Source organism: Vibrio sp. 10N.286.51.B11, assembly GCF_041469245.1.
GTDB lineage: Bacteria > Pseudomonadota > Gammaproteobacteria > Enterobacterales > Vibrionaceae > Vibrio > Vibrio crassostreae_C.
Genome location: NZ_JBFRKI010000056.1, coordinates 22,299 through 38,570, shown reverse-complemented (window position 1 = coordinate 38,570; position 16,272 = coordinate 22,299). Strand labels below are relative to the sequence as shown.

14 protein-coding genes are annotated in these 16,272 nt (G+C 45.2%); 8 read left to right on the top strand and 6 right to left on the bottom strand.

What is annotated here, in order from left to right:
- The first annotated feature begins 28 nt into the window (after positions 1–28).
- A complete protein-coding gene (locus tag AB4154_RS21935; protein ID WP_004735028.1) occupies positions 29–322 on the top strand; it encodes a metalloregulator ArsR/SmtB family transcription factor in 294 nt (97 codons plus the stop codon).
- A 277-nt stretch (positions 323–599) separates the two neighbouring features.
- Here the strand turns inward: AB4154_RS21935 and rpsT are convergent, their stop codons facing one another.
- The gene (gene rpsT, locus AB4154_RS21930; protein WP_004739529.1) at positions 600–860 is read right to left on the bottom strand and encodes a 30S ribosomal protein S20; all 261 of its coding nucleotides are present in this window, start codon (positions 858–860) and stop codon (positions 600–602) included.
- 251 nt (positions 861–1,111) lie between these two features.
- On the opposite strand from rpsT, the gene murJ reads away from it, so the two are divergent.
- The 6 genes from murJ to ispH all read left to right on the top strand — a co-directional run bounded on the left by murJ (position 1,112) and on the right by ispH (position 8,932).
- Complete coding sequence (murJ, locus tag AB4154_RS21925) at positions 1,112–2,674, top strand: murein biosynthesis integral membrane protein MurJ (protein ID WP_032545655.1); 1,563 nt, start codon at positions 1,112–1,114, stop codon at positions 2,672–2,674.
- 70 nt (positions 2,675–2,744) lie between these two features.
- Positions 2,745–3,680 carry a bifunctional riboflavin kinase/FAD synthetase gene (gene ribF / locus AB4154_RS21920; RefSeq protein WP_017062867.1) on the top strand — a complete coding sequence of 312 codons (936 nt, stop codon included), beginning with the start codon at positions 2,745–2,747 and terminating at the stop codon, positions 3,678–3,680.
- 63 nt (positions 3,681–3,743) lie between these two features.
- Positions 3,744–6,620 (top strand): isoleucine--tRNA ligase, encoded by a 2,877-nt coding sequence (gene ileS / locus AB4154_RS21915; protein WP_372124110.1) that lies wholly within the window; start codon positions 3,744–3,746, stop codon positions 6,618–6,620.
- 157 nt (positions 6,621–6,777) lie between these two features.
- Positions 6,778–7,278 carry a signal peptidase II gene (gene lspA, locus AB4154_RS21910; protein ID WP_004739521.1) on the top strand — a complete coding sequence of 167 codons (501 nt, stop codon included), beginning with the start codon at positions 6,778–6,780 and terminating at the stop codon, positions 7,276–7,278.
- Between the two features lie 149 nt (positions 7,279–7,427).
- Positions 7,428–7,859 carry an FKBP-type peptidyl-prolyl cis-trans isomerase gene (gene fkpB, locus AB4154_RS21905; protein WP_372124108.1) on the top strand — a complete coding sequence of 144 codons (432 nt, stop codon included), beginning with the start codon at positions 7,428–7,430 and terminating at the stop codon, positions 7,857–7,859.
- Between the two features lie 116 nt (positions 7,860–7,975).
- On the top strand, positions 7,976–8,932 hold the full coding sequence (gene ispH / locus AB4154_RS21900; protein WP_029235677.1) for a 4-hydroxy-3-methylbut-2-enyl diphosphate reductase: 957 nt from the start codon (positions 7,976–7,978) through the stop codon (positions 8,930–8,932).
- Between the two features lie 83 nt (positions 8,933–9,015).
- On the opposite strand, the gene btsR is transcribed toward ispH, so the two are convergent.
- The 3 genes from btsR to AB4154_RS21885 form a co-directional block, all read right to left on the bottom strand.
- Positions 9,016–9,747 carry a two-component system response regulator BtsR gene (gene btsR / locus AB4154_RS21895; protein ID WP_132744213.1) on the bottom strand — a complete coding sequence of 244 codons (732 nt, stop codon included), beginning with the start codon at positions 9,745–9,747 and terminating at the stop codon, positions 9,016–9,018.
- 92 nt (positions 9,748–9,839) lie between these two features.
- On the bottom strand, positions 9,840–11,510 hold the full coding sequence (locus AB4154_RS21890; protein ID WP_372117836.1) for a LytS/YhcK type 5TM receptor domain-containing protein: 1,671 nt from the start codon (positions 11,508–11,510) through the stop codon (positions 9,840–9,842).
- Between the two features lie 264 nt (positions 11,511–11,774).
- A complete protein-coding gene (locus tag AB4154_RS21885) occupies positions 11,775–13,265 on the bottom strand; it encodes a carbon starvation protein A (RefSeq protein ID WP_017062863.1) in 1,491 nt (496 codons plus the stop codon).
- A 354-nt stretch (positions 13,266–13,619) separates the two neighbouring features.
- Between AB4154_RS21885 and AB4154_RS21880 the strand changes: the two genes are divergently transcribed.
- Positions 13,620–13,970, top strand: coding sequence for a DUF2799 domain-containing protein (locus tag AB4154_RS21880; RefSeq protein ID WP_017059350.1), 351 nt, complete (start codon positions 13,620–13,622; stop codon positions 13,968–13,970).
- Between the two features lie 117 nt (positions 13,971–14,087).
- Here AB4154_RS21880 and murQ read toward each other — a convergent pair whose 3' ends face one another.
- Positions 14,088–15,008 carry an N-acetylmuramic acid 6-phosphate etherase gene (gene murQ / locus AB4154_RS21875; protein WP_372124105.1) on the bottom strand — a complete coding sequence of 307 codons (921 nt, stop codon included), beginning with the start codon at positions 15,006–15,008 and terminating at the stop codon, positions 14,088–14,090.
- Between the two features lie 45 nt (positions 15,009–15,053).
- Complete coding sequence (locus AB4154_RS21870) at positions 15,054–16,169, bottom strand: anhydro-N-acetylmuramic acid kinase (RefSeq protein WP_017059352.1); 1,116 nt, start codon at positions 16,167–16,169, stop codon at positions 15,054–15,056.
- Positions 16,170–16,272 lie beyond the last annotated feature (103 nt).

Sequence of the window (16,272 nt, the reverse complement as noted above, 5' to 3'; positions counted from 1 at the left end):
TGGCGTAAAGGTTGTAGGGAGCCAAACTATGAACTTAAAAGAGATGGAGAAGAACTCAGCACAAGCTGTGATTCTACTCAAAGCCATGGCTAACGAGCGTCGCTTACAGATTTTGTGCCTATTACATGGCACTGAACTGTCGGTTGGGGAGTTGTGTGGCAAGTTGGAACTGAGTCAGTCTGCTTTATCTCAACATCTTGCTTGGTTGAGAAGAGATGGTTTGGTCGAAACTCGCAAAGAAGCTCAAACTGTGTATTACACATTGAGTAGTGAAGAAGTAAAAGCGATGATTAACCTACTGCATGGTATTTACTGCAAGTAGCTTATTGCTGGTGGGAGGGGGATTTCTTATCAGCGATAGAATGACACAAGGAAGTGTTAGCATTTCACATTGAACGTTAGTGTTTACCTATCTATCTACGTACCAATTTGCTTCTCTATTTATTTTTCTGATTGTTTGTTTTATCTATCTGCTTAAATTGTTTATCGGTCAGAAAAACGGCTGTTAGCACGTAAAATAAAAGCGTTACTCAAAATTTAGATATAAAAAAACCGGCCTAGGCCGGTTTTTTTCGTTTTGCGTTGTAATCAAATTTCTATTAAAGAGCTTTGATTGCAGCAGCGAAACGAGACTTATGACGTGCAGCTTTATTCTTATGAATAAGGCCTTTAGTCGCCATACGGTCAAGAAGTGGTGTAACTTCTACAAGAGCAGCAGTTGCAGCTTCTTTATCACCAGCTGCGATAGCTGCGATAGTCTTTTTCATGTAAGTGCGCATCATAGAACGACGGCTAGCATTGTGCTGGCGACGTTTCTCAGCTTGGATAGCGCGCTTCTTAGCAGATTTACTGTTTGCCAAGGGTCTAACTCCCAAAAACTTAGTTCGGTGACAATTTAAGGGCGAGGACTATCCCTCATTAGCGCTTAATTGTCAAATGATTTGTGCAAAAACCAATCGTAGCCAAACAAACTTTGGTATGGAAAGGTCATCGCGGTTAAGATGGCGGGGATTCTAACAGCATTTTTAGACCAATGCTAATAAATATGCTTCTTAGGACAGGATAGTATTTATCCTCGCTTGAAAGTAATCAACCAGTGTCAGAGGTTTCTGTGAGTAAACGACTATTAAAGTCAGGCCTGATTGTCAGCGCAATGACTTTTGTTTCCCGTGTATTGGGGCTAGTACGTGATGTAGTAGTAGCAAATTTGATGGGGGCAGGAGCGAGTGCCGACGTATTTTTCTTCGCTAATAAAATTCCTAATTTCTTACGTCGACTTTTTGCAGAAGGTGCGTTTTCTCAAGCGTTTGTTCCTGTATTAACGGAATATCACGCCGCAGGTGATAAAGATAAGACACGAGATTTAATTGCTAAGGTGTCGGGGACGCTCGGGGTTTTAGTTTCTATTGTCACCGTCATCGGGGTATTGGGCTCTGGCGTGATCACCGCGATGTTTGGTGCGGGTTGGTTTATCGACTGGCTAAATGATGGCCCATCAGCACCCAAATTTGAGCTAGCGAGCTTTATGCTCAAGATTACCTTTCCTTATTTATGGTTTATCACCTTCGTCGCTTTATCTGGTGCCATTCTTAATACATTAGGTAAATTTGCGGTCTCTTCTTTTACTCCTGTGTTCTTGAACGTGATGATCATAGGCGCTGCATGGTTTATCTCACCTAATTTAGAACAACCAGAAATTGGTTTGGCTATTGGTGTGTTTCTTGGTGGCTTAGTCCAATTCCTTTTCCAAATGCCTTTCTTGATCAAAGCGGGTGTGTTGGTTAAGCCGAAGTGGGGATGGAGAGACCCGGGTGTGGTTAAGATCCGCACATTAATGATCCCTGCTCTGTTCGGTGTATCGGTCAGCCAAATCAACTTATTGTTTGATACCTTTATTGCCAGCTTCCTCGCAACAGGCTCTATCAGTTGGTTGTACTACTCAGACCGACTGCTTGAATTTCCTCTCGGTTTATTCGGTATCGCGATTGCGACTGTGATTCTTCCTGCTTTGTCTCGTAAACACGTAGATGCTCAAGGGGAAGGGTTCGCGCATACCATGGATTGGGGCGTGCGCATGGTGTTGCTGCTTGGTATTCCTGCGATGTTAGGTCTTATCGTTTTAGCTAAACCCATGTTGATGGTGCTATTTATGCGTGGTGAGTTCTCTCCACACGATGTACAGCAAGCATCGATGTCATTGGTAGCTTACGCATCAGGCTTGCTTAATTTCATGCTGATTAAAGTTTTAGCTCCGGGCTATTACTCTCGCCAAGATACCAAAACACCGGTTAAGTACGGCATTATCGCTATGGTGACCAATATGGTGTTTAACGCGATCTTTGCTTATTTTTATGGCTATGTGGGTTTGGCGATTGCGACGGCACTGTCTGCCTTTGTGAATATGGCCTTGTTATATCGAGGATTGCACCTTGCGGGTGTGTATCAATTAACTAAGACAACCTTGTTGTTCAGTGCCAAATTAATTATCTCAGGTGTGGTGATGGTAGCGGCTATTTTATGGCAGCTGGATAATATGCAACATTGGCTTGAATGGAGCTTTAGCCAGAGAGCGCTGACATTAACTGGCTTGATTGGACTTGGTGGCTTTGTTTATATTGTTTCGGTACTGATTTTAGGTATCCGAGTAAAACATTTAAAAGCAGCGACAGATTAATACTGATTAGTATATAATCCGTCGGTTTCACACAATAAATGATGCAAATAACAGGTTTTAGCTGATCATAATGGAACTGATCCGAGGTATACACAATATTAAAGCGCAGCATCATGGCTGTGTATTAACCATAGGTAACTTCGATGGTGTTCATTTAGGACATCAAGAGGTTTTGAGTCAGGTTTCTAAACAAGCTGCAGCATTAGGGCTACCTTCTGTTGTTATGACGTTTGAACCGCAGCCTATGGAGCTGTTTGCCCGAGATAGAGCGCCAGCACGTTTAACTCGTTTACGAGACAAATACGTGCAACTGAGTAAGCTAGATATCAGTCGCTTATTGTGTGTTAATTTTAATCAGTATTTTGCAAGTTTATCCGCGGAAGCATTCATTAAGGATCTTTTGGTTGATAAGCTTGGTGTGAAGTTCTTGGTGGTTGGTGACGATTTTTGCTTTGGTAAAGGTCGTACCGGTAATTTCGCTATGCTCAAAGAGGCGGGCGAGAAGTACGGTTTTGAGGTGGTCAGCACCCAAAGCTATTGCTTAAACCAATTACGAGTAAGCAGTACTGAGATACGAAATGCATTAGCGGTCGATGACTTGGCTGCAAGTGCTACCATGTTAGGACGTGATTACAGTATTAGTGGTCGAGTGTCCCATGGTCGAAAACTAGGGAGAACTATCGGTTTCCCTACCGCTAATATTCCATTAAAGCGTTGTGTTTCTCCTGTATCGGGAGTGTATGTTGTTGAAGCTTTGGATATCGACGGTGTTCCTGTCGGTGGCGTTGCTAATATTGGACAACGACCAACAGTTAATGGGGTAAGGCAGCAATTGGAAGTGCATTTTTTTGACTTTAAAGCCAATTTATATGGTAAACAGTTAGAAGTACGACTTTTGCACAAACTGCGCGACGAGATAAAATTTGAATCGTTCGACGCACTAAAGAATCAAATAGAATTGGATGCTGAAGCCGCAAGGGTGTGGCTGCTTCAGCTAAAGAATTAATCGGATGATTCCACCGATTAACATAATGTCTAACTTCGCCCAATATAACGGAATTAAGAATCGATGAGTGATTATAAAGATACCCTGAACTTACCAGAAACAGGGTTCCCAATGCGCGGCAATCTGGCAAATCGTGAGCCAGAAATGCTGAAGCGTTGGTACAAAGAAGATCTTTACGGCGAAATCCGTAAGGCAAAGAAAGGTAAAAAATCTTTCGTACTGCATGATGGCCCTCCATACGCGAACGGCGATATTCACATTGGCCACGCGCTGAATAAGATTCTTAAAGACATTATTATCAAATCTAAGACCCTTTCTGGTTTTGATGCACCGTACATCCCTGGTTGGGACTGTCACGGTCTTCCAATCGAGCTAATGGTTGAGAAGAAGAAAGGTAAGCCTGGTCAGAAGATTTCGGCGGCTGAATTCCGCGAAGAGTGTCGAAAGTACGCTGCGGGTCAAGTTGAAGGTCAGAAAGAGAGCTTCAAACGTCTTGGCATCATGGGCGAGTGGGACAAACCTTATCGCACTATGGATTTTGGCACAGAAGCGAACATCATTCGTTCTCTTGGCAAAATCGCAGACAAAGGTCACCTTCTTAAAGGTTTCAAACCCGTTCACTGGTGTACTGATTGTGGTTCTGCTCTGGCTGAAGCTGAAGTTGAATACAAAGATAAAGTTTCTCCATCTATCGATGTGAAATTTACAGCAGCTGACGAAGCGGCGCTTCTAGAGAAATTTACTCTAGCTGAAGGTCATGCGGGTCAAGGCGAAATTTCTATCGTTATCTGGACAACAACACCATGGACTCTGCCTGCTAACCGCGCAGTATGTCTACGTGATGATCTTGAATACGTGCTTATCCAAGTTGAAGCGAATGGCGACCAGCCTGCTCAACGTATCGTTGTTGCTTCTGAACTAGCAAAAGACGTAATGGATCGTGCAGGTATCGAGCACTTCCACAACCTTGGTTTTGCTACAGGTGCTGATCTTGAGCTTTCTCAGTTCAACCACCCGTTCTACGACTTTACTGTTCCTGCAGTTCTTGGCGATCACGTAACAACAGATTCAGGTACTGGTGTGGTTCACACTGCGCCTGGTCACGGTCAAGAAGATTTCGTGGTTGGTAAAAAGTACAACCTAGAAATCGCTAACCCAGTTGGTTCTAACGGCGTTTACCTGCCAGATACAGAGCTATTTGCTGGTCAGCACGTATTCAAAGCGAACGACTCTGTTTTAGAAGTTCTAAAAGAGAAAGGTGCACTTCTGCATCACCACGCTTACGAGCACAGCTACCCACACTGTTGGAGACACAAAACTCCAATCATCTTCCGCGCAACACCACAATGGTTCATCTCTATGGATCAAGCTGGCCTACGTGCTAAAGCACTAGAGTCAATCAAGAGTGTTGAGTGGTTGCCTGAATGGGGTCAAAGCCGTATCGAAGGCATGGTTGAAGGTCGTCCTGAGTGGTGTATCTCTCGTCAACGTACTTGGGGTGTGCCAATTGCTTTGTTTGTTCATAAAGAAACAGCAGAACTTCACCCAGAAAGCCCAGCGCTTATTGAAAAAGTTGCGAAGCTAGTTGAAGAGAAAGGCATTCAAGCTTGGTGGGATGTAGACGCTGCTGAACTTATGGGCGCAGAAGACGCTGATAAGTACGAAAAAGTAATGGATACGCTAGACGTATGGTTCGACTCAGGTGTTACGCACTTCTCTGTTGTTGATTCTCGTGAAGAGTACAACTTCCCGAACGAAGAGCGCACTCACAGTGCTGATCTTTACCTTGAAGGTTCAGACCAACACCGTGGCTGGTTCCAGTCCTCTCTAATTTCATCTATCGCGATGAAAGACGAAGCACCATACAAGCAAGTACTAACACACGGTTTCGTGGTTGATGGTAACGGCCGTAAGATGTCTAAATCGATCGGTAACGTTGTTGCACCTAAAGATGTAACCAACAAGCTAGGTGCAGACATCCTGCGTCTATGGGTTGCTTCTACAGACTACACGGGTGAAGTTGCGGTTTCTGATGAAATCCTGAAGCGTTCAGCGGATGCTTACCGTCGTATTCGTAACACGGCTCGTTTCTTCCTAGCGAACTTGAACGGTTTCAACCCTGAAACTGACCTAGTTCCTGCTGAAGAGATGGTTGCACTTGATCGCTGGGCTGTTGGCCGTGCTCAAGCTGCACAAGAAGAGATTGTTAAAGCATACGGCGAGTACAACACTCACGGTGTGACTCAACGTCTAATGCAGTTCTGTTCTATCGAAATGGGTTCTTTCTACCTAGACGTAATCAAAGACCGTCAGTACACAGCGAAGCAGGGCAGCCATGCTCAACGTAGCTGTCAAACGGCGCTTTACTACATCGTAGAAGCTCTAGTTCGTTGGATGGCACCTATCATGTCGTTCACTGCAGATGAAATTTGGAACGAAATGCCAAGCTCTTTACCAACTGGAGAGCAGCGCGACACGTTCGTATTCACAGGTGAGTGGTTCGAAGGTCTATTTGGTCTTGCAGAAGGCGAAGAGCTAAGCAACGAATTCTGGACTGAAATCCAGTCTGTTCGTGGCGCAGTGAACAAGCTTCTTGAAGATGCTCGTAAAGAGAAAACGATCGGTGGTGCACTGCAAGCTGAAGTTACTCTATACGCTGACGATGCACTAGCGGCTAAAATCAACAAGCTAGAAGATGAGCTACGTTTCGTACTTATCACCTCTGCAGCTGTTGTTAAGCCACTGAGCGACAAGTCTGATGCAGCGCAAGCGACAGACGTTGCTGGTCTATTCGTTGAAGTTGCGGCTACTGAAGCTGAGAAGTGTGACCGTTGCTGGCACCACACTCCAGATGTAGGCACTATCGAAGGTCACGAGAAAGTTTGTGGTCGTTGTGTGTCGAACATCGACGGTGAAGGCGAAGTGCGTAAGTTCGCATAACGACTCAGAGAAAGACTGAACTTTTTGTAAAAATCATAGCCCCAGTATCAACTGGGGTTATTTTTAGTTATAGGAAATGTGTTTAACCAAGTTGGTAATCAAGGTCACGTAAGGTGACTAACAATGAATACCAACTTCGTAAATACTAGGAATAGAAATGAGTGAAGTTTCGTTAAAACAATCTGGTGTACGTTGGTTATGGCTGGCTCTATTGGTCTTCTTGGCTGATATCGGCATTAAACTCTTTGTCATGGACAATATGGGTTATGGTTGGGCAAACCGTATTGAGGTGCTGCCATTCTTTAACTTTTTGTACGTGCATAACTACGGTGCAGCGTTTAGCTTCTTGAGTGATCAAAGTGGTTGGCAGCGTTGGTTATTTACGGGTATCGCATTTGCGGTAACAGGTATGCTGACGTACTGGATGAGCAAACTACCAGCAACAGAGAAGTGGAATAACATTGCTTATGCGATCATCATTGGTGGTGCAGTAGGTAATGTGTTTGACCGAGTCGTACATGGCTTTGTTGTCGATTACTTAGACTTCTACTGGGGTACTTACCATTGGCCTGCGTTTAACTTAGCGGATATGGGAATCTGTATCGGTGCTGCGATGATCATCTTAGATGGTTTCCGTAAGAAAGACGAAAGCAAATAGCTTGCTTCAAAGTCAGTCTATGACTCACAGAATAGAATAGCCCTAAGCGCTGTCGGTTGATTCCGACGGCGCTTTTTTTTATGCTTCAGTCAACAAGGAAGCAAAGCACAGCGCATCCTCAAATAATAAAGAAGTCTAAGGAAAGTAACGTGGCAGCAATTAAAAATGATTCAGCAGTAACTCTACATTTTACGATTAAAATGAAGGATGGTTCAGTTGCCGATAGTACGGAGAACATGGGCAAACCAGCGAAGTTCGTCATGGGTGATGGCAGCCTAAGTGAGAACTTTGAAGCGTGCTTACTTGGACTTGAAGCCGGCACTGAAAAGTCTATCGAACTGAAGGCGGAAGACGCGTTTGGTATGCCAAACCCAGATCATATTCACTATATGGATCGTGCTAAGTTTGTTGGCGACTCTGAAGTTGAAGTGGGCACTATCATGGCATTTTCAGGTCCTGACGGTATGGAAATTCCAGGTATTATTACTGAGATCGCAGGTGATTCAGTGACGGTTGATTTTAATCACCCACTCGCTGGTCAAGACGTTACCTTTGACGTCAATATCTTAACGTTAGAATAAGATAGCCTTACAGCTGTGATCTCACCCAGAGCTTCACTGTCTAGACGCTTCACTGTAGAATGTGAACCTCGCTGACGGCGAACTCTATAGAAGCAACCTTAGTACCGCGGTAAATGATGAGCAATGAAATGAAAATAATGTTAGCTAACCCTCGTGGCTTTTGTGCCGGTGTCGATCGTGCGATCAGCATCGTAGAGCGTGCACTCGAAATGTATCAGCCACCGATCTATGTTCGCCATGAAGTGGTACACAACCGCTTTGTTGTTGAGGGGCTCAAGCAGCGTGGTGCTATTTTTGTCGAAGAACTGAGTGAGGTGCCAGACGACAACATCGTGATCTTTTCGGCTCACGGTGTTTCTCAAGCGGTTCGTAAAGAAGCGAAAGAGCGTGAGTTAACGGTATTTGATGCAACGTGTCCTTTGGTGACTAAAGTTCATATGGAGGTTGCTCGTGCGAGCCGCAAGCATATGGAAGTGGTACTGATTGGTCACGCAGGTCACCCTGAGGTTGAAGGGACTATGGGTCAGTACGCTAGCCAAGCCGGTGGTATGTACTTGGTTGAAAGGCCAGAAGACGTACAGAACCTAGTGGTGAATGATCCAACTAACCTACACTACGTGAGCCAAACTACACTGTCTGTTGATGAGACGGCAGATGTGATTGAAGAGCTACGCCGTGTGTTCCCTGAGATCCAAGGCCCACGTAAAGACGACATCTGCTACGCAACTCAAAACCGTCAAGACGCAGTGCGTGAGATGGCAAACGACGTCGACGTAGTGATTGTTGTTGGCTCTAAGAACTCATCGAATTCAACACGTTTGAAAGAGCTGGCTGAGAAGCTAGGCACACCTGGCTACCTAACTGATTGCCCTGAAGACATTCAGACTGAGTGGGTTGAAGGCAAGAAGAAAATCGGTGTAACCGCTGGTGCTTCTGCTCCTGAAGAGCTAGTTAACCAAATCTTAGATCGTATCCGCGAGCTAGGTGCTACCGATGTTGAAGAGATTCAAGGTCGTGAAGAGAACATGTTCTTCGAAGTACCAAAAGAGCTACAGATTAAACAAGTCGACTAATTTCTATCGATTCTTAAACAGTAAAAAGCCAACGTTGATGGGTTGGCTTTTTTGATCGTGCTATATCTAAACCTGAAATTTGTTTACTGGAGGCCGAGTTGCTCTTTTAACGTCTTGAGATAGCGACGACTCACCGGGACTTCAAAGCCCGTCAGTGTGATGATCTCGGCTAATCCATTCTCTAGTAACTTGATCTCTTGGATCGATTTTATGTTGATCAAATATTGTCGATGGCAGCGGATCAAATCGGTCTTTTCTTCCAAGATCTTCAGGGTTAGTTGCGAGGTTGCTGTTTGTGATGAGCTACGAACATGCACGCCACTGATATCAGAATAGGCGCATTCAACCGTTTGGCTTGCCATGATCACAATGCGGTTATGACCAATACACGGAATCTGCTCTAAGTGGCAGGGAGCAATCGCAGAGATGTCTTGTGCTGGCGCTTTCTGATTCTGCTTGATGACCTTATTCAGACGGCAAACACTCTTGTTTAATCGACAAGGTTCGACGGGTTTGAGTAGGTAGTCAAAGGCATTGTCTTCAAAGGCTTGAATCGCATATTGATCGTAGGCGGTCACAAACACCACATAAGGCATGGTTTCCGGGTCAAGCATGCTCAGCAATTCAATCCCAGTAACCTGAGGCATTTGAATGTCCAAATACACCACGTCAGGCTTGAGAAGGTTGATTTGCTTTAGCCCTTCAATTGCATTACTCGCTTGGCCAATGACTTCCACTTCTCCTGTTTCAGTCAGCAGCTCAATCAACTCTTCGCGAGCAAAAAGCTCATCATCGACAACTAGTGCTTTTAACATCCTACAATCTTCATCTTGATTCTATCCCTGCTTGTTTCTATATATGTCTTCTAAATATGCTTACCGAGAAGCTATCACTCACGAAAAGACCGTTATTTTAGTATAGGTATGATAAAGCTCATTCGAGTAAATTGCTGTGGTTGAGATTCTATTTTTAGTGCTGAGTCTTGTCCAAAGAAATTAGTGAGTCGTTTATCAACAATCTCCATACCTAATCCGACATGATCTTGAGATGGTTTCTGATAGTTGCCTGCATTGTCTTCGACGATCAGTTTGAATCCACCTCCGAAAGGTTCGCTGTAGATCTTTACTGTGCCACCTTCCAACATGTTCGAAATACCATGTTTGATGGCGTTCTCAACCAATGGTTGCAGAGTAAAGCTCGGCAGTTGAGATTCGTACAACTGTGGGTCGATGTCCCATTCGACTTCTAATCGGTCGGTGAAACGTGCTTTCTCAATGGTGAGGTACGCATTGACGTGTGCCAGTTCATCTTTGAGCTTCACGGTGTTGATGTTCTGCTTTAGGTTGCTTCTAAAGAAGTGAGACAGGTGTTGAATCAACTCTCGAGCTTTATCTGGGTCACGACGTGTTACTGCGCTGATAGTATTAAGCGCATTGAACAAGAAGTGCGGGTTCACTTGAGCGTGCAGCAGTTTGATTTCTGCTTGTGTCAGTAGCGTTTGCTGCTGCTGGTAGTTGCTAAATAGGATCTGGCTCGATAATAGTTGAGCGATACCTTCACCCATCGACATATTGATAGTTGAGAATAGTTTCAGCTTTGGCTCATAGAGCTTGATGGTGCCGACCACTTCGTTACCCGCGCGCAATGGAATAATCAACGCAGAACCCAATTTACAATCCTGCGACAAGGAGCATTGGTATGGGTTCTCTTTGCCATCAAGGTAGATGATGTCGTTCTGTTCCATCGAAGTGAGCGTGCTTTGCGATGAAATCGGGGTGTTCGGAATATGGTGTTCATCACCAATACCAACGAACGCGAGGATTTTCTCTCGGTCGGTAATCGCTACCGCCCCTACGTTGGTCTCTTCATAAACGATACGTACGATTTTTTGTGCGTTATCGGAATTGAACCCACCATGCAAAATACCCACCGAACGTTCGGCAATGGTCAGTGCGCGGCGTGAGAAGGTAGCCGAGTACTTTTCGAAGATGGTTTTTCTGTCTTGGATGATGCTCATGAACAGTGCTGCACCGACCGAGTTAGCGATGATCATTGGCGCCGCAATATCGGAGACCAGAGCATAGGATTGTTCGAAGGGTTTTGCGACCGCCAGCAGAATCAGCATCTGAATGATCTCTGCAAACAGGGTTACCGAGAAAACCACTAACGGATTAAACAGTTGGCTGGCTTTGTTCTTTCTCACGAGATAAACGTGTAACAGGCCGCCAATCAAGCCTTCTGCTGTGGTTGAAATCGCACAAGCCAAGTCTGTGAAGCCGCCTAATGAGTAACGGTGAATTCCACCAGTAAAGCCGACGGCAAAGCCAACGACAGGGCCGCCAAACAGACCTCCCATTACCGCACCCATCGCACGCGTGTTGGCGATGGCATCATTGATCTGCAGTCCGAAATAGGTACCCATAATGCAGAACAGGGAAAACAGAACGTAGCAGCTGATCTTATGGCTTAAGCGAGATGAGATGCTCAACAAAGGGAGAATCAGTGGGGTTTTACTCAGCATGTAAGCAATCACTAAGTAGACGCAGGTTTGTTGCAGCAGAGAGAGAATGAGTTCCATATTTTCACCTATTGAGACGCTTGTTAAGTGTAAAGCTCATTGCTTGGTAACGGTAGCTTTGCTTGTGTTTTCGTAGGTTATATTCGCTTCCCAGAGTCGAAAGCACTAACGCCTGAAAACACTAAAGCCCATCACAGTGGACGGGCTTTAGTCTTAGATTCCACGAATCACTGAGTGATTACGGGAGCAAGCGAAGTTGTGTTTGGCTGTTCTTTTGTCTCTTTCTCTGAAGATTGGTCTCTTGTTCCCAAGAGCCTTAAAGAACTAGGCTGTTTTGGTAACGCCTTTTGCTTCTTTCTCTTCTTCATCAGCTAGGTCGATATCGCCTTTGCCTTTTGAAATTTTAATAACGTAAGCCGCAACACCTAGCGCACTCACCACACCAATGATGGTTGAGATTTGCATTGGTAGACCGAAGCCCAGTTGGCTGTTGTTCAGGATGAATGTGATACACACAGACGTCATGAAGATAGCTGGAACTGTTGTTACCCAGTGCAGTTTGTTGTGGCGAAGTAGGTAAGCTGAAGCTGTCCACAGCATCATTACGGCTGTTGATTGGTTAGCAAAACCGAAGTAGCGCCAGATGATACCGAAATCAACTTGAGTCAGGATGCCACCGATAACGAACAGTGGTAACGCCATTAGTAGACGGTTACGCAGTGTTTTCTGTTCCATGTTGAAGTATTCAGCAAGGATAAGACGGCTTGAACGGAACGCTGTGTCACCAGAAGTGATTGGTAGGATAACCACGCCAAGGAAAGCAAGGATACCGCCAAATACACCCAGTAGACCAAATGAAGCGCTGTATACCACGTTACCTGGGCCGCCGTTTGCAATTGCGTCAGACAGAGACTCAACCGAACCGAAGAAAGACAGAGCAAGTGCACACCAGATTAGAGCGATGATGCCTTCACCAATCATTGCGCCGTAGAATACGAAGCGACCGTTCTTCTCGTTTTCCATACAACGCGCCATCAGAGGAGACTGAGTGGCGTGGAAGCCAGAGATAGCACCACATGCGATAGTGATGAAGAGAGCAGGCCAAAGTGGTAGGTCATTCGGGTTCATGTTGGTGAACATGTCGCTGATCTCAAAGCCCCCCATGATTTGGTGTTCGTCAGATAGACCAATCGCAGTGATTAGGCCAACAGACATAAAGATAAGCAGTGCACCGAACAGTGGGTAGAAGCGACCAATGATTTTATCGACAGGGACAATCGTTGCGATGATGTAGTAAGCAAAGATGATAACAACCATCGTAGTTGCAGACATCGCGAAATCAGTTTGGTCGTTCACTAGGTTAGTGATCATACCTGCTGGAGCAGATACGAATACCACACCAACAAGAAGCAGTAGAACAATGGCAAAGATGTTCATAAAGTGTTTTGCGCCATTGCCTAGGTAACGTCCAGTGATGGTTGGAACCGAAGCTCCGCCATTACGGATAGATAACATACCTGAGAAGTAGTCGTGTACTGCACCTGCGAAGATACAACCTAGAACGATCCAAAGCATTGCTGCTGGACCATAAAGGGCACCCATGATAGGGCCGAAGATTGGACCTACACCTGCGATGTTAAGCAGCTGAACTAGGTAAACCTTTGGTGTCGACATTGGAACGTAGTCCACGCCATCTTGCTTAGTGTGAGCAGGTGTTTGGCGTTTTTCATTGATACCGAAAATCTTCTCGATAAAGGTACCGTAAATAAAGTAGCCACCAATGAGTGCTGCGACACAGGTAAGAAACCACATCATAATTTGTTATCCCTGAATGTATTAATTAAGTCAGGGTGTATATTAAAGGAGTCGATGAGAAGAAACTTCCGCTACGAGAGTGAGTGGTCGAATAGCCAATTTAGCGGTGTTATAACTGATTTAGTGGTTTGTTCACTGTGCTGAGTGGCCGATATTTCTATCGAGAGGCCTATTAGCTCTATAGAGAGGTTGTTTGAGTTGGCTTAACGGCGACTATTGATTCTGAGTGGTCGGAATGAACCTAAAGTGGCGAACATTAGACAATAAGTGGACATCGATAGGCGTTCAGCGGAGAATCACCACAAAGGCAGCGCTTCGTCAGAAAGTGGTGAAGTAACAATATAAAGGATTGAAATGAAAAAAATAATCGTACTATTCGCCGTGGCATTTAGCCTTGCAGGATGCAGCGCCAATGTTCAAGATTTAGCAGCTGAAGGCAATTGGCAAGAGATTGGCTATCGTGATGGTATCAAAGGCCACACTCAGCGTTCGTATTCAGAGATGACTGAGCTTGGCGCAGTCGATCAAGCGAGTTACACAGAAGGTTATCACCTAGGTGTGACTGAATATTGTAATCCGAACCATGCTTATCAGATTGGTTTATCTGGTCAGGTGTATGAAGGCGTGTGTTCTGGTACGGAAGACGCTCAACGTTTCCGTATGGAATGGCAACGCGGCTGGGACGAGTTCTCAAACGACTATTAAGCCCAAGCTAGCCATAAAAAATTAAAACTAAAAAAAGACCAGTACCGCGTGTGTGCTGGTCTTTTTGTATGTCGTTGAAGTAGCTGTCTAAATGAGAAGCTACAAGCCAAATTAAGATTACTGATTATTCTCGACGGCTTTTCTCAAGAAGCCATTTTGCTTATCAAGCTGAGCCTTGGCTAACTCTAAATCTAGCCCTGTTAGAATCATCAAAATAGATAACTTCACATCGTAATCAGTCGCTTTAAGTGTCGACACCGCCAGTGCTTTATCGCACTCCGTTGCTTGGATAACGATACGAGCGGCGCGGGCAACCAACTTTTCATTGGTCGCTTTTACGTCGACCATAAGGTTTTGGTAGCTCTTACCAATGCGAATCATGCTGGCAGTGGTCAGCATATTAAGCACCAGCTTTTGTGCTGTACCTGATTTGAGTCGTGTTGAACCAGTCAATGCTTCTGGGCCAACCACCGGGCTAATTGCGATTTGAGCGATTTCAGCAATTGGAGCGTCAGGGTTACAAGATAATGCAACCGTTACTGCGCCAAGCTGATTGGCATAGTTGAGTGCACCAATCACGTAAGGTGTGCGACCGCTCGCAGCAATACCTACCACGACATCATTTTCTGAAAACTGAATCGCTTTCAGATCTTCAATGCCGAGAGTTAGCGAGTCTTCTGCACCTTCTTTGGCTTTTAAAATCGCCTCTGGTCCGCCTGCAATTAAGCCGATAACCATTTTGTCCGAAACACCGAAAGTCGGTGGGCATTCTGAGGCGTCTAACACACCTAATCGACCACTGGTGCCTGCGCCCATATAAATCAGTCGACCACCGTTTTGAAAGACATGAGCAATTTTATCGACCGCTTTCGCGATCTGTGGCAGTTCCGCTTCAATCGCCAGCGGGACTTGCTTGTCTTGTTGGTTAATCTTTTCAACCACTTCGAGAGAGGTGAGCAGATCAATATCCATAGTGTCAGGGTTTCTCCCCTCCGAAACGAGGTGCGAGAGCGCTGATATGAGAGCGTCGTTACTCATAATGATCCTTAAATGGTGATTCTAAAATGATGGTTCTAAAGTTGTTTAGTCAGCACGATAGAGAACGCCTAGAGAGGCCGCTCTGCTTGCGCCAGTCACTTCTGGTAAATTGCTTGGCAGTTGATGAATATGACGTTGAGCAAGCCACGCAAAAGCCATCGCTTCCATGTAATCGGCGTCCACGCCTTTACTGGTGGTTGAGTCAACCTCCCAACTTGGAAGCAGTTCAGACAGCCTCTTCATCAACAATGGATTTCGTGTACCACCGCCACACACATACAGTGCAGGCTGGTCACCCAAGCGATAAGTCTCCACTTCATTGGCTATCGTCAATGCGGTGTATTCACAAAGTGTGCGCTGAACATCTTCTGCTGCAAGATCTTTAAATTCTGTTAATTGTTGCTCTAGCCACGGTAGATTAAACAGTTCTCTACCAGTACTTTTCGGTGGTATTTGAGATAGATAAGATTCATTTAACAACTGTTCGAGAAAGGCTTGATTGAGCTGACCTTTAAGCGCAAATTGGGCATCACGGTCAAACTTATCGCCCGTGTGTTTATCAACCCAAGCGTCCATCAACATATTGCCCGGGCCAGTATCATAACCAAGTGTTGGCTGATTAGGGCGCAGCACTGAAATATTCGAGATACCACCAATATTCAACACCACAACTGAGCTGTCTTGTGGCTGGAAAATAGTATGGTGGAAGGCAGGGACTAATGGCGCACCTTGTCCGCCTAATGCCATGTCTTTACGCCTGAAATCGGCAACCGTTTGAATCTGTGTTTTAGCGGCAATGATGTTGGCATCACCCAACTGCATGGTAAATGGAGATTCGCCGCTTGGCTGGTGGAATACCGTTTGACCATGATTACCAATCGCAGTCACAGAAGATGCAGGTGTACCTGACTTTTCGAGAAGTTGCAAAACCGCATCGCCAAACAGATGGCCAAGCTGGTGGTCGAGTTCTCCAATGGCAATTAAATCGGTTTTCTGACCAATACAAACTTCAAGCAGACGCACTTTGAGGTCGTCAGGCATTGGGAACTCATCATGAGCAAGCAATGTGATGCGCGTATCTTCAATCGACACTAAGGCAGTATCAACACCGTCCATACTCGTCCCTGACATCACACCGATATACAGTTCTTTATGATCCATTTCTAAGCTCTTGCACTGCATTCTTAAAGTCTTCCACAGATTGGTTTAAAAACATTGTAAAGCAAATTTAAAGAGAATAATCTCGGGAAGTTTATGAAATTAG

What these genes read in the sequence shown, in the direction of transcription:
- AB4154_RS21935 (WP_004735028.1), top strand. Translation starts at nt 29, where the DNA reads ATGAACTTAAAAGAGATGGAGAAGAACTCAGCACAAGCTGTGATTCTA.
- ribF (WP_017062867.1), top strand. Translation starts at nt 2,745, where the DNA reads ATGGAACTGATCCGAGGTATACACAATATTAAAGCGCAGCATCATGGC.
- ileS (WP_372124110.1), top strand. Translation starts at nt 3,744, where the DNA reads ATGAGTGATTATAAAGATACCCTGAACTTACCAGAAACAGGGTTCCCA.
- lspA (WP_004739521.1), top strand. Translation starts at nt 6,778, where the DNA reads ATGAGTGAAGTTTCGTTAAAACAATCTGGTGTACGTTGGTTATGGCTG.
- ispH (WP_029235677.1), top strand. Translation starts at nt 7,976, where the DNA reads ATGAGCAATGAAATGAAAATAATGTTAGCTAACCCTCGTGGCTTTTGT.
- btsR (WP_132744213.1), bottom strand. Translation starts at nt 9,747, where the DNA reads ATGTTAAAAGCACTAGTTGTCGATGATGAGCTTTTTGCTCGCGAAGAG.
- AB4154_RS21890 (WP_372117836.1), bottom strand. Translation starts at nt 11,510, where the DNA reads ATGGAACTCATTCTCTCTCTGCTGCAACAAACCTGCGTCTACTTAGTG.
- AB4154_RS21885 (WP_017062863.1), bottom strand. Translation starts at nt 13,265, where the DNA reads ATGATGTGGTTTCTTACCTGTGTCGCAGCACTCATTGGTGGCTACTTT.
- AB4154_RS21880 (WP_017059350.1), top strand. Translation starts at nt 13,620, where the DNA reads ATGAAAAAAATAATCGTACTATTCGCCGTGGCATTTAGCCTTGCAGGA.
- murQ (WP_372124105.1), bottom strand. Translation starts at nt 15,008, where the DNA reads ATGAGTAACGACGCTCTCATATCAGCGCTCTCGCACCTCGTTTCGGAG.
- AB4154_RS21870 (WP_017059352.1), bottom strand. Translation starts at nt 16,169, where the DNA reads ATGGATCATAAAGAACTGTATATCGGTGTGATGTCAGGGACGAGTATG.